Annotated in this window: 15 protein-coding genes; 12 read left to right on the top strand and 3 right to left on the bottom strand. The window is 54.2% G+C overall.

Annotated elements, in window-relative coordinates:
- From B088_RS08745 to B088_RS06660, 12 genes are all read left to right on the top strand, one after another.
- The coding region (locus tag B088_RS08745) for a hypothetical protein (protein ID WP_026170542.1) at positions 1-296 on the top strand (296 nt) is incomplete at its 5' end.
- Positions 297-474: 178 nt separating this feature from the next.
- Positions 475-1,125, top strand: coding sequence for a redox-sensing transcriptional repressor Rex (locus B088_RS06710; protein WP_025081448.1), 651 nt, complete (start codon positions 475-477; stop codon positions 1,123-1,125).
- Complete coding sequence (locus tag B088_RS08395; RefSeq protein WP_018107648.1) at positions 1,122-1,733, top strand: hypothetical protein; 612 nt, start codon at positions 1,122-1,124, stop codon at positions 1,731-1,733. The genes B088_RS06710 and B088_RS08395 overlap by 4 nt, the downstream gene beginning before the upstream one ends.
- Positions 1,730-2,884 carry a PorV/PorQ family protein gene (locus B088_RS06700; RefSeq protein WP_018107647.1) on the top strand — a complete coding sequence of 385 codons (1,155 nt, stop codon included), beginning with the start codon at positions 1,730-1,732 and terminating at the stop codon, positions 2,882-2,884. Before B088_RS08395 ends, B088_RS06700 begins: the two co-directional genes overlap by 4 nt.
- On the top strand, positions 2,884-3,378 hold the full coding sequence (ispF, locus tag B088_RS06695; protein WP_018107646.1) for a 2-C-methyl-D-erythritol 2,4-cyclodiphosphate synthase: 495 nt from the start codon (positions 2,884-2,886) through the stop codon (positions 3,376-3,378). The genes B088_RS06700 and ispF overlap by 1 nt, the downstream gene beginning before the upstream one ends.
- Before the next feature lie 58 nt (positions 3,379-3,436).
- Positions 3,437-3,790: an aspartate 1-decarboxylase gene (gene panD / locus B088_RS06690; protein WP_018107645.1), complete on the top strand. Its 354-nt coding sequence runs from the start codon at positions 3,437-3,439 to the stop codon at positions 3,788-3,790.
- A 5-nt stretch (positions 3,791-3,795) separates the two neighbouring features.
- Positions 3,796-5,601 (top strand): arginine--tRNA ligase, encoded by a 1,806-nt coding sequence (gene argS, locus B088_RS06685; protein WP_018107644.1) that lies wholly within the window; start codon positions 3,796-3,798, stop codon positions 5,599-5,601.
- Positions 5,602-5,625: 24 nt separating this feature from the next.
- Positions 5,626-6,078: a deoxycytidylate deaminase gene (locus B088_RS06680; RefSeq protein WP_018107643.1), complete on the top strand. Its 453-nt coding sequence runs from the start codon at positions 5,626-5,628 to the stop codon at positions 6,076-6,078.
- A 15-nt stretch (positions 6,079-6,093) separates the two neighbouring features.
- Positions 6,094-7,725, top strand: a complete 1,632-nt coding sequence (locus tag B088_RS06675) for a S41 family peptidase (RefSeq protein WP_018107642.1) — start codon at positions 6,094-6,096, stop codon at positions 7,723-7,725.
- A 24-nt stretch (positions 7,726-7,749) separates the two neighbouring features.
- Positions 7,750-8,352 carry a 5-formyltetrahydrofolate cyclo-ligase gene (locus B088_RS06670; protein WP_081605482.1) on the top strand — a complete coding sequence of 201 codons (603 nt, stop codon included), beginning with the start codon at positions 7,750-7,752 and terminating at the stop codon, positions 8,350-8,352.
- A gap of 242 nt (positions 8,353-8,594) precedes the next feature.
- The gene (gyrB, locus tag B088_RS06665; RefSeq protein WP_018107640.1) at positions 8,595-10,559 is read left to right on the top strand and encodes a DNA topoisomerase (ATP-hydrolyzing) subunit B; all 1,965 of its coding nucleotides are present in this window, start codon (positions 8,595-8,597) and stop codon (positions 10,557-10,559) included.
- Between the two features lie 128 nt (positions 10,560-10,687).
- Positions 10,688-12,655 carry a DUF4954 family protein gene (locus tag B088_RS06660; RefSeq protein WP_018107639.1) on the top strand — a complete coding sequence of 656 codons (1,968 nt, stop codon included), beginning with the start codon at positions 10,688-10,690 and terminating at the stop codon, positions 12,653-12,655.
- Here the strand turns inward: B088_RS06660 and B088_RS06655 are convergent.
- From B088_RS06655 to B088_RS06645, 3 genes are all read right to left on the bottom strand, one after another.
- The gene (locus B088_RS06655) at positions 12,652-13,569 is read right to left on the bottom strand and encodes an NAD(+)/NADH kinase (protein ID WP_018107638.1); all 918 of its coding nucleotides are present in this window, start codon (positions 13,567-13,569) and stop codon (positions 12,652-12,654) included. The genes B088_RS06660 and B088_RS06655 overlap by 4 nt on opposite strands.
- A 106-nt stretch (positions 13,570-13,675) precedes the next feature.
- Positions 13,676-15,322 carry a diphosphate--fructose-6-phosphate 1-phosphotransferase gene (locus B088_RS06650; RefSeq protein WP_025081450.1) on the bottom strand — a complete coding sequence of 549 codons (1,647 nt, stop codon included), beginning with the start codon at positions 15,320-15,322 and terminating at the stop codon, positions 13,676-13,678.
- A gap of 24 nt (positions 15,323-15,346) precedes the next feature.
- Complete coding sequence (locus B088_RS06645) at positions 15,347-15,565, bottom strand: hypothetical protein (RefSeq protein WP_018107636.1); 219 nt, start codon at positions 15,563-15,565, stop codon at positions 15,347-15,349.
- Positions 15,566-16,031 lie beyond the last annotated feature (466 nt).

Raw genomic sequence — 16,031 nt, 5'->3', positions numbered from 1 at the left:
CCGATCCCGTAGGGGCGAAGCCCCGGAGGGATCATCGCTCCTTAGCCCGCGTGTCGAGGCACGAAGTGCCGAAGACCGCGGGAGAGGATGCCAAGAAAGATATACGACCCCGCCAGGGTGTCGCACTTATCAGGGAGTCATGCAACCAGTGCGACACCCTTTCGGGGTCGCTGAAGACTCTGCTCGGCGACCCACAAGGGGTCGAGGGGGTAGGGAAGGGTCTTTGTACATCGGTCACCGCTTCGCGGATGACCGATGCCTATGGAGCGAGCACCCTTCGGGTGCCTCACGGATAAGCCCTCTTACCCCAATGCTCAAATGCGTCACCCCTGGTGAGATAGAGTATAGAAGGAGATAATTAAGGAGAAAAATCGTAAATTTGGACACTTCGGTCCGGGGGAGTGTGGCGCTGAGTGCTCAGTGAGCTCGCGTGAGAGGACCAAGGAGGAGTAAGAAGTCACTGAAACGTTAAGTATGAGTAGGAAAAAGCCTAAAAATCAAGTGCCGGAGCCTGTCCTCCGACGTCTGCCGTGGTATCTGGCGTACATTAAGCTGCTGCAAGCGCGTGGAAAGGAGGTAGTCTCCAGTACCTATATTGCTCGCAGTATCGGGATCGATCCGTCTCTCGTAGCCAAGGATCTATCGTATGTCAATATCGTGGGTAAGACGCGGGTGGGTTACTCGACCGATGAGATGGTAGAGGTGCTGGGTAAGTTCCTCGGCTTTGTGGATCAGCACAAGGCTTATGTCTTCGGTTGCGGTAACCTGGGTGCTGCTCTGATACGAGATAAGGGACTCTATCAGTATGGTCTGGACATCGTGGCAGGCTTCGATACCAGTCCTGAGGTGATCGGGGATGACTCGCTTGGGGTGCCGATCTATGATATGGCAGATCTTGATCTTCGTGCAGAGGATGATGTGCGCATAGGCGTGCTGACGGTGCCGGTAGAGTTTGCTCAGGAGGTGACTGATCAGCTGGTGGCGAGTGGCTTCAAGGCGATCTGGAACTTTACCCCCTTCCGGATATCAGTGCCGGAGGATGTGGTTGTGGAGAACCTTTCTATGTATGCCAGTCTCGCAGTGATGTTCAATCGGGTAAGCTCGATGAGTCACGGGGAGTTATGAAGGTGTTCTGTACTGACTTCCACCTTCTTATAGGTAAGGATCCACTGGAGCGTCCTCTGATGGATAGTCTCTATCTCAGAGGGGATAATACCTTACTCAATAGTGGAAAGCGAGTCCTGATCACCTCCTGGATGAGGGGGCTCTCGTATATGCCTCAGCTGGTGGTGAGAGTAGATCGGGCTGGCAAGGGATTTGAGTCGCGCTTTGCAGGTCGATACTATCGCGAGGCAGCGATTGGGCTGGCTCTGGCGGATAGACTGTTGCTGGATGAGCGTCTTCGGGGTGGAGTGGATCCTGCACTGGCGTACTCCTTTGATGGCTCTCTGGCATTGGCTCACTTTCTTCCTCTTGAGGATCTTAGTGGTGCTTCATTGTCGATATTAGAGAGCGATGGGGCTATGCTACTGGATGAGCCGCTCGAGTCCCTCTCACTTCCCTCTCGAGAGAGGATCGACGAGGTGGTGTCGGGGGTGGCTCAGCTCTTTCTGCTCAAGACGGGCGACTGTCTCTGCTTCCCTCTCTGGAGCTGCTATCGCGCTATTGAGCGTGGACGACACTTATTTGTCGCTGAGGGTGATCAGGAATTACTTAGTATAGGAATCGAATGAAAATAGATAAGAAATGGTGGGCGCTCGCCCTGTTACTCTTCCTGCCGATTGCTCCTCTCTCCGCACAGGAGGGTGTGGGCGATGAGCCTCAGGACAGAGTCTGGTCTCCAAGGGTGACAGGTGCGCCGTCGCTTCTGATCACTCCCGATGCCACCTCGGCCGGCTTGGGGGAGACGGGTCTCCTGGCTGCACAGGGCGCCTTTGCCCTAATGCATAATATGTCTCTCCTCCCGCTCTCAGACCAGACGTGGGGCGTGTCTCTCTCCTTTACCCCTTGGATGCCGGATCTCTCTCGAGATACCAACCTCTCTACGCTCCTCGGATACTACTCTATCGATGGGGCGTCCGGTCTGCGGCACTCGGTCGCAGCGGGGGTGAGGTATTTCAGTGTCGGTCAGACGCTCGCATTCCCCAAGAGCCAGCGGACTGTCTTGGAGACGAGACCCTATGAGCTCTCTGTCGATCTCGGTTATGGACTGAGGATACTGCCCTCACTGAGTATGGGGGTGGGGCTTCGCTACTTTGTCTCGGACTATAATATCTCTCAGAGTGGTGTCTCCAGTCTCGCACAGACTGTGATGGGGGACCTGAGCCTTACGTACCGCCAGCCGGTCTCTATCGAGAGCCTGTCGACTGAGCTAACCGCTGCTGTTGCTGTCCGTAATATCGGGGGGAAGATATCGCACGATGGAGGGCTCTCTTACCTTTACTCGCCTGCAGCATTAGACTTCGGTGTAGGGGTACGACTTCACCTGACCGAGTCGGACGAGCTCTCTCTGCTGATCTCCGCGGACAAGCTTATGGTCCCGCAGTATCCTACCACCGGACAGGGTGGGGGTAGTCTGGATGAGCAACGCAAGGCATACTACAAGCTCTCTCTCTGGGAGGCGATCGGAGAGTCCTGGAGCGATCCCGATGCCTGGCGTGACCTTAGCTGCTCTGTGGGGCTTCAGTATGCTTACAAGGGTCGAGCATTCGGCAGGGTCGGGTACAGACATCAGAGTCCCGATGCCGGACCGGGAGCCGGGCTCTCTCTTGGGGGAGGATTCCGCTATGAGATGGTGCAGCTGGATCTCGCGTACTTCGTAGCACAGGACAGTAAGTCCCCTCTTAATAATACGCTTCGAGTAACCCTGAGCACAGACTTCTGATGAGCGGCGCTAACATACGAATAGGCTATGGCTACGATGTCCACCGTTATGCGGAGGGGCGTAAGCTAATCCTAGGAGGCATCACAGTCCCTTCGCCGCGGGGTCTTCTGGGTCACTCAGATGCTGATGTGCTGCTGCATGCCATCGCTGATGCCCTCCTCGGAGCTGCTGCTCTGCGAGATATCGGCTACCACTTCCCTGACACTGATCCGAGATATGCCGGAGCCGATTCTATGATACTGCTTCGGGAGGTTCTTATGCTCCTCCGGGAGAGAGGGTATCGGGTGGGCAACATAGACGCAACCATCGTGGCTGAGGCGCCTAAGCTCAATCCGTTTATCCCACGGATGCAGGAACGGATTGCAGAGACGCTTGACCTCTCCACCGACGAGATCTCCATTAAGGCCACCACCAATGAGCGGATGGGCTTCGTGGGACGAGAGGAGGGGATGGCAGCACATGCCGTCGCCCTTATTTATCGTGAAACTGAGTGACGTGGAGAGCTAAAAAAGAGCTAATTTTGCGTCCGTAACTACCCTTTGCTATATAGTAATGTATATCGGAGTATTAAAGTCCAAGATCCATCGAGTCCATGTGACCGAGGCAAACCTCAATTATGTGGGGAGTATCACCATCGATGAGGAGCTGATGGACGCAGCGCACTTGATCAGAGGAGAGAAGGTGCAGGTGGTCAATAACAACAATGGCGCTCGACTGGAGACATACGTAATCCCCGGTGAGAGAGGCAGTGGGACGATCTGTCTCAATGGGGCAGCTGCCAGACACTTTCTGCCTGGTGACATTGTCCTCATCATCTCTTATGCACAGATGACCCCGGAGGAGGCTCTCCACTTCGAGCCGACCGTTATTTTCCCCGATACAACTACTAATAAACTTGTCGACTAATCCTTATGACTAATAGATCTTATTATACACTCGAGAATCATCTCCAGACAGCGGTCTCGGATGCTCTGAAGGCCCTCTTCGATATAGACCTCTCTCCTGAGAAGGTTCGCCTTGATCCCACCCGTAAGGATCAGGACGGTGACTTCACCCTTGTCGTTTTCCCATTCCTTAAGCAGGCTCACATGAAGCCTGAGGAACTGGGCAGTGCCGTGGGTGACTACCTGACAGCCCATTTCCCTCGGATGATCCAGAGCTATAATGTGGTTAAGGGATTTCTTAATCTCTCCCTCACCTCTGCGCTCTATGTGGATCAACTCGGTGAAGTGACTGATCAGGAGCACTTCGGCACCCGGACTGTAGATGAGGGCGCTCCACTCTATATGATCGAGTACTCCTCACCTAATACCAATAAGCCGCTTCACCTTGGGCATGTGCGGAATAATCTCCTCGGATATAGCCTTGCGCAGATACTCGAGGCGAACGGCTGTCGGGTGATCAAGACCAATATCGTCAACGACCGCGGCATCCACATCTGCAAGTCGATGCTGGCGTGGCTCAAGTGGGGCGATGGCGTTACACCGGAGAGCTCAGGCAAGAAGGGGGACCACCTGGTGGGAGACTTCTATGTCCTCTTCGATAAGCACTATCGTGCCGAGGTTAAGGAGCTGATGGAGTCTCAGGGACTCTCTAAAGAAGAGGCTGAGGCAGCGAGCCCCCTGATGAAGGAAGCGCGCCAGATGCTTGAGAAGTGGGAGGCCGGTGATGAGCAGGTCCGCTCCCTCTGGAAGCGAATGAACGACTGGGTCTATGCCGGATTTGACGAGACCTACAAGCGACTGGGCGTCGACTTCGATAAGATATACTACGAGAGCAATACCTACCTCGAGGGTAAGCAGGAGGTGCTTCGCGGACTGGACGAGGAACTCTTTGTGCGGGACGAGGACGGATCCGTATGGGCTGATCTGCGAGAGGATGGTCTGGATCGCAAGATCCTGCTCCGCTCCGATGGCACGTCGGTCTACATGACTCAGGATATCGGTACGGCGAAGATGCGCTTCAGCGACTATCCGATCGACCACATGGTCTACGTGGTGGGTAATGAGCAGGAGTACCACTTCCAGGTCCTCTCCATCCTGCTCGATAAGCTCGGCTTCCCCTTCGGTAAGGAGCTTGTCCACTTCTCCTACGGCATGGTTGAGCTGCCCAACGGCAAGATGAAGAGTCGCGAGGGCACGGTCGTCGATGCAGATGATCTGATGCAGGCAATGCATGAGGAGGCGCACAATGTGAGCGAAACTCAGGGGCAGATCAAGGAGCTCCCTGAGGATGAGCGCAACGAGGTTGACGAGATCGTCGGCATGGGTGCTCTGAAGTACTTCCTCCTTAAGGTCGATCCGCGGAAGAACATGATGTTTGACCCGGAGGAGTCCATTGACTTCAATGGCAATACCGGTCCTTTCATCCAGTATACCTATGCCCGCATCTGCAGTCTGGTCGGTAAGGCTGGTGATCGAGTCGACTGGAGAGGTGCCGCACTCGAGCTGGAGGAGAGGGAGAAGTCGCTCGTGCAGGCGATTGACCGCTTCCCGAGCGTAGTGTCAGCCGCCGCCGAGGATCTCAATCCCGCTGCGATCTGCAACTACACCTTTGACTTAGTAAAGCTCTACAATCAGTTCTATCACGACTGTCCTGTGCTTCGGGAAGAAAATGCGCAGCTCCGCTCCTTCCGCGTCAGCCTGAGCGAGGAGACCGGCAAGGTGATCAAGACCGCCATGGGGCTTCTCGGTATACGGGTCCCCAAGAGGATGTAACTCTCCAAATAGTTCGACAAGGCTATGGCTCTATCTCACGAGGAAAAGAAGCAGCTGGAGGTCGACAAGAAGTACCTCCGGATGGCGCGCATATGGGCGGAAAACTCCTACTGCACGCGGCTCAATGTGGGGGCGCTCATCGTCAAGGACAAGATGATCATCTCCGACGGGTACAATGGTACTCCGTCCGGATTTGAGAACAAGTGCGAGGACGATGAGGGCAAGACTAAGGCCTATGTACTCCATGCTGAGGCCAATGCCATCACCAAAGTGGCAGCCTCCAATAATAACAGCACCGGAGCGACTATCTACGTGACCAACTCCCCCTGTATGGAGTGTGCTAAGCTCATCATCCAGGCGGGGATACGAAGGGTGGTCTACGCGACGCAGTACCGTATCACCGAGGGCATCGACCTGCTTCGTCAGGCGGGCATCACTGTGGACCACATAGACATAGACTCCTCGGGAAATCTCTGATAGCACCTCTGAGCCATGACTAAAGAAACTGTCCGTAATATACTCGCGACCCTCCTCGTGGTTCTAGCGACACTCCTCCTGGCGGGGGGCGGGTACTACCTCGGTCGTTACAGGGCAGGACTTGGGAAAAACTCTGCCCTGAGTAAGCTCCAGGCCTCTCTCGACCTGATCAATACTCAGTATGTGGACGAAGTGTCGAGTGACAGCTTGGTGGAGACGCTGATCCCGAGTCTCATGTCTCACCTCGATCCTCACTCAAGCTACCTGACGGCTGACCAGAGGAGGAAGGAGCGCGAGGAGCTGGAGGGCTATTTCTACGGCATAGGTGTAGTCTTCAATTCCCTCAAGGACACAGCCATCGTGATCCGGACAATCCCCAACGGACCCTCCGACTTGGTCGGTGTCAGAGCCGGTGATCGCATCGTGAGTGTCGACGGACGATCGATCGAGGGTGAGATCCCTACCGACACAATCATGAGCCTGCTCAAGGGCGCCAATGAGAGCATGGTGACGCTCACCCTCCGTGACCCCTCCACCAATGACTTGCGCACGGTCAAGGTAAAGCGTGGTCCCGTATCTACGAGCAAGGTCGGCGCCAAGTATATGATGAGCGACTCGCTTGGTGTGATCCGCTTGGACGGCTTCTCTCTCAGCACTTACAATGACTTCATGCAGGCATTTGCTCAGTTACAGCAGAGGGGTATGAAAGGTCTTGTGCTTGACCTGAGAGATAATCCGGGCGGTATCCTCGAGTCGGCTCTCAGGATGGTCAATGAGATGCTCCCTAAGGATAAGCCTGTGATCTACATCGAAGGCGCTCACTACCCGAGAGAGCAATATCGCAGTAGCGGTGATGGCAGTCTGATCGGCTTCCCCCTCTACATCTTGATCAATGAGTCTTCGGCATCAGCTGCGGAGATCGTCAGTGGAGCGATGCAGGATAACGATGCGGCGATCGTCATCGGTCGTCGCTCCTTCGGCAAGGGCCTGGTGCAGAAAGTCTTTGAGTACCCTGACGGCTCCTCAGTCCATCTCACCATTGCACGCTACTACACACCGTCAGGTCGCTGTATCCAGAGGGAGTACCACACTGGTGATAGTGATGAGTACTACAGTGACTGGGCTAAGCGATTTAGTAGCGGCGAGCTCTTCAGCTCCGACTCGATCCCGACGGACTCCTCCAAGGTCTATAAGACCGGTCTGGGACGGCTTGTCTATGGCGGTGGCGGTATCATCCCGGATATCTTCATCCCGCAGGATAGCGCCAAGCTTACGGGCTACACAATGGACGTCTTGCGAAAGGGGATCCCGCAGAAGTATGCCTTCCTCTACGCAGATAGTCACCGAGCTTACCTGGCCAATATCGGCGACGAACTCAAGTGCTATGACTTCCTAAGGCTACAGGGACTGCCGTGGCTGATGGGCAACTACGCCGCCCGCGAGTACAATATACCGCTGCGGGGCTACCTCATCTCTCACGATGAGGACTACATCAGTGACCTGATGGCTCAGTCTGTCATCATGTATATCTATGGAGATGACGCGATGGCCAGGGTGTCCGCTCTGAGGGACCCGATGATCAGTCGTGCGGTAGACCTCTTCAGCCAGCAGATCTACTCCCCGATGAGACTCTCGTCGGAGGAGTAATCGTGGGTCTTTTCTATCCAAATTATGACACCAATGCTTAGCTCTCCGGTAACGAAGAAAGAGATTAGGTCCCTTGTCCGAGACCACTTCAGGATACTCACTCCAGAAGAGCGTGACGAGCGATCGGCGAGAGCCTGCAAGTCGCTCTACGAGAGGTTTCTGAGAGACCGCCAGGGAGAGAGTGTGGGACTCTTTATGAGCATGAAAAATGAGGTGCAGACCTCATCGCTCATCAGGACTCTCCGAGAGGAGGGCTCTCGGCGCCTGCTTGTCCCGAGGTGTGACGATGGCGAGACCATTCGCTTCTACCCCATGGGCGACATCTCAGGCTATGAGCTGTCTGGCTATGGGATCCCTGAGCCGACCTGTCCGATAGAGGATGAGGAGGTGCCCGAGTTACTTGTCGTACCCGGGGTGGCTTTCGGTCGCCTGGATGGGAGTAGAGTAGGGCATGGCGTGGGATATTACGATCGCTACCTCGCAAAGCACGCCTCTGAGCTCAGCCTTGTCGTGGGGCTGGGGTTAGAGTTTCAGATCTTCGACACCGTGCCTACCGACCCGCATGACTACCCTCTGCAGGGGCTTGCCTGGGAGGACAAAGCAGTGCTTCTCGCAGCTTCCCGGTAAGAGGTGCGGACAAGCGCTCTGACTAATATCGGTATTAGTGAAATCTATTACCGGTAAAAGGAAACACTAATACCGGTAATAGTTACGACTAATACCGGTAAAAGAATTGACCCAATATGGCGGGGGCTTTTCGTCGACAAAACCCTATCATTCAGTAGCTCTCGGAAAGAGCGTCGTTTTCTTCCCAAATCCGCAGTATTTCGCTATCTTTGTATAGTAACAAAGAAGAGAATCATCAATTCATGAATACCGAAATAGAGACACCCAAACCAGAGGTGTATGACGCGTCCGACATCCAGGTACTCGAGGGACTGGAGGCGGTCCGCAAGCGACCGGCTATGTATATCGGAGACGTCAGCTCGAGAGGGTTGCACCACTTAGTCAATGAGGTGGTCGACAACTCCATCGATGAGGCGATGGCCGGGTATTGCAATAGGATCGAGGTAGATATCAATGAGGACAACTCGATCACGGTCCGCGATAACGGACGAGGCATCCCGGTGGATATGCACCCAAAGCTCCATAAGCCTGCAGTCGAGGTGGTGCTCACCGTGCTGCATGCCGGTGGTAAGTTCAATAAAGACTCCTACAAGGTCTCCGGAGGACTCCACGGCGTGGGTGTCTCCTGCGTGAATGCACTCTCCAAGAAACTGCGCGTGGAGGTCTACCGTGACGGTAAGATCTATGCGCAGGAGTACGAGAAGGGGAAGCCGGTGAGTGAGCTGGAGGTGATCGGTACAAGTGACCACACAGGGACGGTAGTTTCATTCCTCCCCGATGATACCATATTTACCACGACTCAGTATCAGTTCTCAGTCCTGGAGGAGCGTATGAGGGAGCTTGCATTCCTCAATGGTGGGCTGGAGATCCAGCTGACCGACTACAGGGATCGAGACGAGGACGGAAATCCGAGACGTGAGTCTTTCCACTCCGCTCATGGTCTGGTGGACTTTGTCAGATATCTGGATGCCAATAAGGAGCCGCTCATCAGTGATGTCATAGATATCGATACGGTGCGTGATGATGTACCGGTGGAGGTGGCGATGACGTACAATACGGACTTCAATGAGAATATCTTCACGTACGTCAATAACATCCATACGGGGGAGGGTGGTACTCACCTGACCGGATTCCGCCGTGCGCTCACCCGTACTCTGAAGAAGTATGCCGATGACTCCGGTATCCTGGAGAAAGAGAAGGTCGAGATCACCGGCGATGACTTCCGTGAGGGGCTTACCGCAGTGATCTCTATCAAGGTGGCTGAGCCGCAGTTTGAAGGTCAGACGAAGACGAAGCTCGGCAACTCAGAGATCACGGGTGTCGTAGACTCTGCTGTCAGTGATGCACTGACGGAGTACCTCGAGGAGCACCCTAAGGAGGCTCGTGCCATCGTTGACAAGGTGGTCCTGGCGGCTAAGGCGCGTACGGCAGCCAAGAGAGCAAGAGAGATGGTCCAGCGCAAGGGCCCGATGTTCTCCGGCGGTCTACCTGGTAAGCTGGCAGACTGCCGCAGCCGCGATCCTGAGGAGTGCGAGCTCTTCCTCGTCGAGGGAGACTCGGCAGGTGGTACGGCTAAGCTGGGTCGCGACTCCAGGTATCAGGCAATTCTTCCTCTGCGCGGTAAGATCCTTAATGTCGAGAAGGCTATGCCTCACCGAGTGTTTGAGAATAAGGAGATCCAGTCGATGTACACCGCCCTCGGCGTCTCCGTCGGCACCGATGAGGATCCCAAGGCGCTCAATTACTCCAAGCTGAGGTACCACAAGGTGATTATCATGACCGATGCCGATGTCGATGGTGCCCACATTGCGACACTGCTGCTCACCTTCTTCTTCCGTCACATGAGAGCACTAGTGGAGGAGGGATACATTTATATTGCCAACCCGCCGCTCTATCAGTGTCGGACCAAGAGTGGAGACAAGATCGATTACTGCTTCAATGACGAGGATCGAGCCGACTTTATCGCCCGGTATGGGGCGGGAGAAGAGTCTAAGATCCTGACGCAGCGATATAAGGGACTTGGAGAGATGGATGCGAGCCAGCTGTGGGAAACGACTATGGATCCTCAGGGACGCTATCTCAAGCAGGTTACTCTCGAGAATGCCGTCGAGGCTGATCGAGTCTTCTCTATGCTGATGGGGGAGGACGTCGAGCCTCGTCGAGACTTCATCAGGGACAATGCAACTTTCGCCACAGTGGATGCATAAGCACTCATGAGGGTATTTCTTCGTCATAGACGAGTAAGCTAATAGACTTATGATCGAGTGCGGCTGACAGATGTCAGTCGCACTCGGTGTTTTAGAAGAGTAGTATTATAAATTAATAGATAAATGCCGTGAGACAGCTTAGTCAGAAAGAGATTAGCGAGCTGGAGGGTACCAGGCGGTGTCAGGCAGATGACTGGAGTCGCATCGTGGTGAGTGAGACCTTCGATCCCTCACAGCTGACCGAGGTGACGTTTGTGGGGCATTGCAGCCTCGGAGACCTATCAGGCACGCATGTGGATCGGTATGGGATCCGGCGAAAGAACGGAATCTGTCATGCCCTGCTGAAGGACACCACGGTTGGCGATGGTGCCTATATTGCCAATGTACGAGACTGTATCTCTGACTACGATATCGGAGAGGATGTGACGATCAGCAATGTCAGTGCCATCTACATGTCAGGTCCATCTACCTTTGGCAACGGCATCCCAGTACCGGTGCTCAATGAGACCGGTGGCATCGAAGTACCTCTATCTCGCAAGCTGACCGCACAGATTGCCTATCTACTGGTGACTCTCTCAGACGCTGACCTTGCTCGTAAGGAGTTGCTCAGGCTGATTGACCGGGATGTGGAGGAGTGTCGCTCAGCGCGGGGAACGATAGGAGACAAGGTGAGGATCGTCAATACCGGTACGATCATAGATGGCTATATAGGCGAGGGAAGTATCATCGACGGTGCATCGATCCTTAGTGACTTCTCCCTCTGTAGTCGACCGGGATACCCTGCTGTGGTGGGCAATGGCGTAATTGGTCGGCACTTCATTGCTGCGGCAGGTGCTTCGATGGTGGACAACTGCACGTTGCATATGGTCTTTGTCGGACAGTCTGCAAAGGTGGGCAATCTCTTCTCTGCCAATGAGTCTCTGATATTCAGCAATTGTAACCTGGAGAATGGGGAGGCAGCAGCTATTGTGGCCGGTCCATTCACCGTCTCGATGCATAAGAGCTCACTGCTCATCGCAGGCTTTTTCTCATTTCTCAATGCCGGATCGGGATCCAATCAGAGTAATCATCTCTACAAGACCGGTCCGATCCATCACGGGGTGGTGGAGCGGGGGAGCAAGACCTCAAGCGACTCGTATATCCTCTGGCCCTCGAGAATTGGCCCGTTTAGTCTGATTATGGGGCGACACACGGACCACGTGGATACCTCCTCCTTCCCCTTCAGTTACGTGATAGAGAATCATAACGAGACCTACCTTGTGCCGGGTCGAGCGCTTCTGACCATCGGTACTATGCGTGATGCCAAGAAGTGGCCCTCTCGTGATCATCGACCTAATGAGTGTAAGCTAGACTGCGTCAATTACAACCTACTCAGTCCTTACTCTGTGGGGAAGATGGAGCAGGGGTATCGCAAGCTGCAGGAGTTGCTTGACTTTGTCGGGCAGCACGATGAGACCTATATTTACCATAATCTCCACCTTAAGTCATCCGCCCTGCATCATGGGCTTAGGATCTACAGGCTGGGGATCGACAAGTTTATTGGCAACTCGCTCATCACACGTATTCGAGACAAAGTGGGTAGTCTGGAGGTCACCAGCATCACGGATCTGGATGAGCTACTGCGACCGGATCACGAAGAGGGAGTAGGTCTCTGGACAGACTTATGTGGCATGATTGCTCCGGAGACGGGTATGAGACGTCTTACCGAAGGCTTGAGAGAGTCTGCTTATGCGACGCTGGACGACTTCAGCCGACAGATCCGATCTCTGCATCAGAGGTACTACGAGCTGGAGTGGGACTGGAGCTATGACCTGATCTACAGATGGTATGGTCTCGATAAGTCCGAGCCTCTCTCCGCAGAGGTGATCTATGAGATACTGGATCGATGGATCGATGCAGTGCTGACGATAGACCGTAGTCTCATCCGAGATGCAGAAAAGGAGCATGCTATTGACCGGCGGATATCATCCACGACGACCGGTCAGTCGGACATCTCTGAGGAGCTGGAGCAGGATGTGTATGTCCAATGTGTCCGAGAGCATATGGAGCGGAAGCAGAGCCTCTACGACTCTATCATCAGCCAGCTACGGATTTAGTACGACTGAGAGACCTCACATCCATCGCTGTCGGCTGTACGAGAGTCAGCCCCCCACATCAGCTTCTTGCGCAGGTTGTCAAAATACTGGTAACTGCTAGTGTGGAGCACCCTGACTGTGCGATCCGACTTCCGCACCGTTACCTTACAATTGTCCGGGAAGTCCTTCCCTCTTCCGTCCAGAGCGATGGCAAAAGTTCCCGATCGGCTGCTGATCTCGAAGTCTACCGTCATGCTGTCGGGTATAAGGATTGGGCGCATCGTGAGGGAGTGGGGTGCTATCGGAACAATGAGGAGGGTGGAGCAGTCGGGGTGAACCAGTGGTCCGCCTACGCTCAGCGCGTAGGCTGAGGAGCCGGTAGGCGTGGACACGAGCACTCCGTCAGCCTGATAGTCGACCATCCACTGACCGCACACCTTGGTTGTAACCCGGATCATACTCAGTATGTCTCGCCTGATGATGGAGACCTCATTGAGCGCAATACCCTGATGAAGGACCTTGCCCTCGGGAGAAGTCACCACAGCCTCTAGAGTGGCACGCTCGTCCACCTGAGCCCCTCCGGATCGTATCTCATCCCAGTAGGAGGAGAGGACATCAGGCTGCATGCTGGAGAGAAACCCCAGATGCCCGGAGTTCAGGCCAATGATCCCTGCCTCCGTGCCGGCGACCAGCTTTGCCCCTCTCAGGAATGTGCCGTCCCCACCGATGCAGACCATCAGATCTGTGTCGATAGTCCCGCTGAGGGGATAGGTCCTCACTCCCGAAGGAGCCATATCGTGCTGGATCAGGTATCCAAAAAACCGGCTGTCGACAGTTACCTCATCCGCACTGTCAGCTGTCAGTAGGTCTAAGATGCCACGGAGGGTATCGGGTGAGGCGGTCTGATGGGTCGAGCCTATGATGTGTATCCTCATAAATCTACTCTAAAGGTCTTTGAAATCCTCGTAGGCAAATATAGCAAAAGAGGCAAGATCAGAATGTACCGATCTCGCCCCTTAGCTAATATACTGCTGTCAGATCTTACTTGTGCTCAAGGAGAATAGTCTTGGTGGGACGATCACAAACAGAGCTCGGACCCCAGTACTGAATCGGCCCGGGATAGACGAATGCTGTCTCCTTAGCCCACTCCTCGCGATGACTCTCAAACTCTCTGAATGGAGCGCCCTCCAAATCAACAAGTGCCTTGCGGATCACCGGCTTGTCCTTTCCTCCGCGACGCTCAATATTGAACATCATCGTGATCGGAGTACCACCCGCAATCCACTCGGATACCTCCCTCGTGAGGTTCTGCACTGAGCTCATGTATCCCGTCAGACCAGCCTCAATCAACTTACTGGCCGTAAAGCCAAGCGTATAGCAGTAGTCTGCATCGAAATTGGACGGCGCAGCGCAGCGACCCTCATATCCAAGGAAGTGATGCTGGGTTTTGAAGGAGCCCTTGTACTTCCCCTCCTTCTTCCACTCAGCGAGCTTCTTCGCCACCATACCTGATAGGAGCTTCTCCGTCTCGATCAGCGACACTTGTACGTTGCCGTGAGGATCTCTCTCTCCGGCGATCTGGAAAGCAACTGTGTCCGGTAGAGAGCGGAAGGTCTCAGCGTTCTCTGCAGAGAGACGTGAAGCGATAAACTCCAGCTGCTCCTCCTTCGGGGTGCGGGCAAAGTCGTCACCCTCCTTGGCGAGGAGATCATTCAGCTCACTGATAAGGTCCCTCATGGAGGGGATAAACTCGATCAGTCCCTCTGGGATCAGGGCTACGCCGAAGTTATTTCCCTCAGCAGCACGCTTGGCTACAATCGAGGCGATGTACTCTACGATCTGACTGAGAGACTGCTTCTTCTCCTCTACCTCCTCAGAGATGAGGCAGATATTGGGCTGCGTCTGGAGAGCACACTCGAGTGCGATGTGAGAGGCAGAGCGTCCCATCACCTTGATGAAGTGCCAGTACTTGCGCGCAGAGTTGCAGTCACGCTCGATATTACCGATGATCTCAGAGTAGACCTTGGTCGCAGTGTCGAAGCCAAAGGAGGTCTCTATCTGCTCATTCTTGAGGTCTCCATCGATCGTCTTGGGGCAGCCGATCACCTGCACTCCTGCATCGATCGACTTGTAGTACTCGGCGAGTACGCAAGCGTTGGTATTGGAGTCGTCACCACCGACGATCACGAGAGCAGAGATCCCGAGCTCGCGCAGGATCTCGAGTCCACTGTCGAACTGATCCTTAGTCTCCAGCTTGGTACGTCCGGAGCCGATCATGTCAAATCCACCCGTATTACGATACTCGTCAATGATCTCATCGGTGAGCTCGATATACTTGTGCTCGATCAGACCGGAAGGACCCATCAGGAATCCGTAGAGTCTGCTCTGAGGATTGAGTGCCTTGATCCCATCAAAGATACCGGCGATCACGTTGTGTCCGCCGGGGGCTTGACCACCGGACAGGAGGACACCTACATTGATCGGCTCGTGCTTGGCACCGGCATCCTCTCCCTCCTCGAAGGTGATGCTCGGCATGCCGTAGGTATAGGGGAAGAGCTCCTTGACTCTCGCCTGATCAGCCACCGACTCAGTCGGCTCACCCTTGACGGCGTGCAGCTTACCCTTGAGCACGTTAGGCATCTTGGGCTGGTAGGACTTTCTTTCTCTCTGTAGTTCGCTTACTCTCATAAGATGTGTATAAGTGTGTGATGTTTATTCCTCTTTCTTCCCCCTCTTGGATGGATCGTTGTGACTGATGAAGTAGAGCATCAGCCCGAAATTCAGTGCCAGTATCAGGCACAGCAGCGCAAAGTAGGACTTCATCCAGCCTGCTAAGAAAATGAAGCAGACAATGGCGCCAATAATAGAGATGACGACTCCTGCTAATGCGACTACTCTGAAGCCACGAAAAAACTTTGGTCCGGGAGGCATGGTAAAAATGGATTAGTGTGATACTTCTTACCTGGTAGTACAAAGATACTCATTTTTCACACCTCCGGGATCCTCCTCCCGAGCGCTCTCTCATCTGTCCTCGGTTAGCCCTCCGACTAATACCGGTATTAGCGAAGTCTATTACCGCTAATAGTGAAGTCTATTACCGCTAATAGTGAAGTCTATTACCGCTAATAGTCGCAACTAATACCGGTATGCGATTCCTGAAAAAAGTACACAGTTGATTGAATATTACTGGGACTGTATACCGGTCATTGGATTAAGACCTGAGAGTGTACACACCCGAAACGGGTTAGGTGCCAACTCATATACAAATATACGCATTTATTACTAATGAGTACACACTTATTTTGCAAGTCCTCCACGGTCGTAGGACTTCTCCGATCGAGGCGGGAGAGGCCCCGCCCCCACCCCCTTTTGGGGGTGAGGGGCCTCTCTCGCATCC

It is taken from the genome of Porphyromonas bennonis DSM 23058 = JCM 16335 (assembly GCF_000375645.1).
GTDB lineage: Bacteria > Bacteroidota > Bacteroidia > Bacteroidales > Porphyromonadaceae > Porphyromonas_A > Porphyromonas_A bennonis.
The sequence above is the reverse complement of the archived record's forward strand: the minus strand, read 5'-3'. Positions and strand labels throughout refer to the sequence as shown.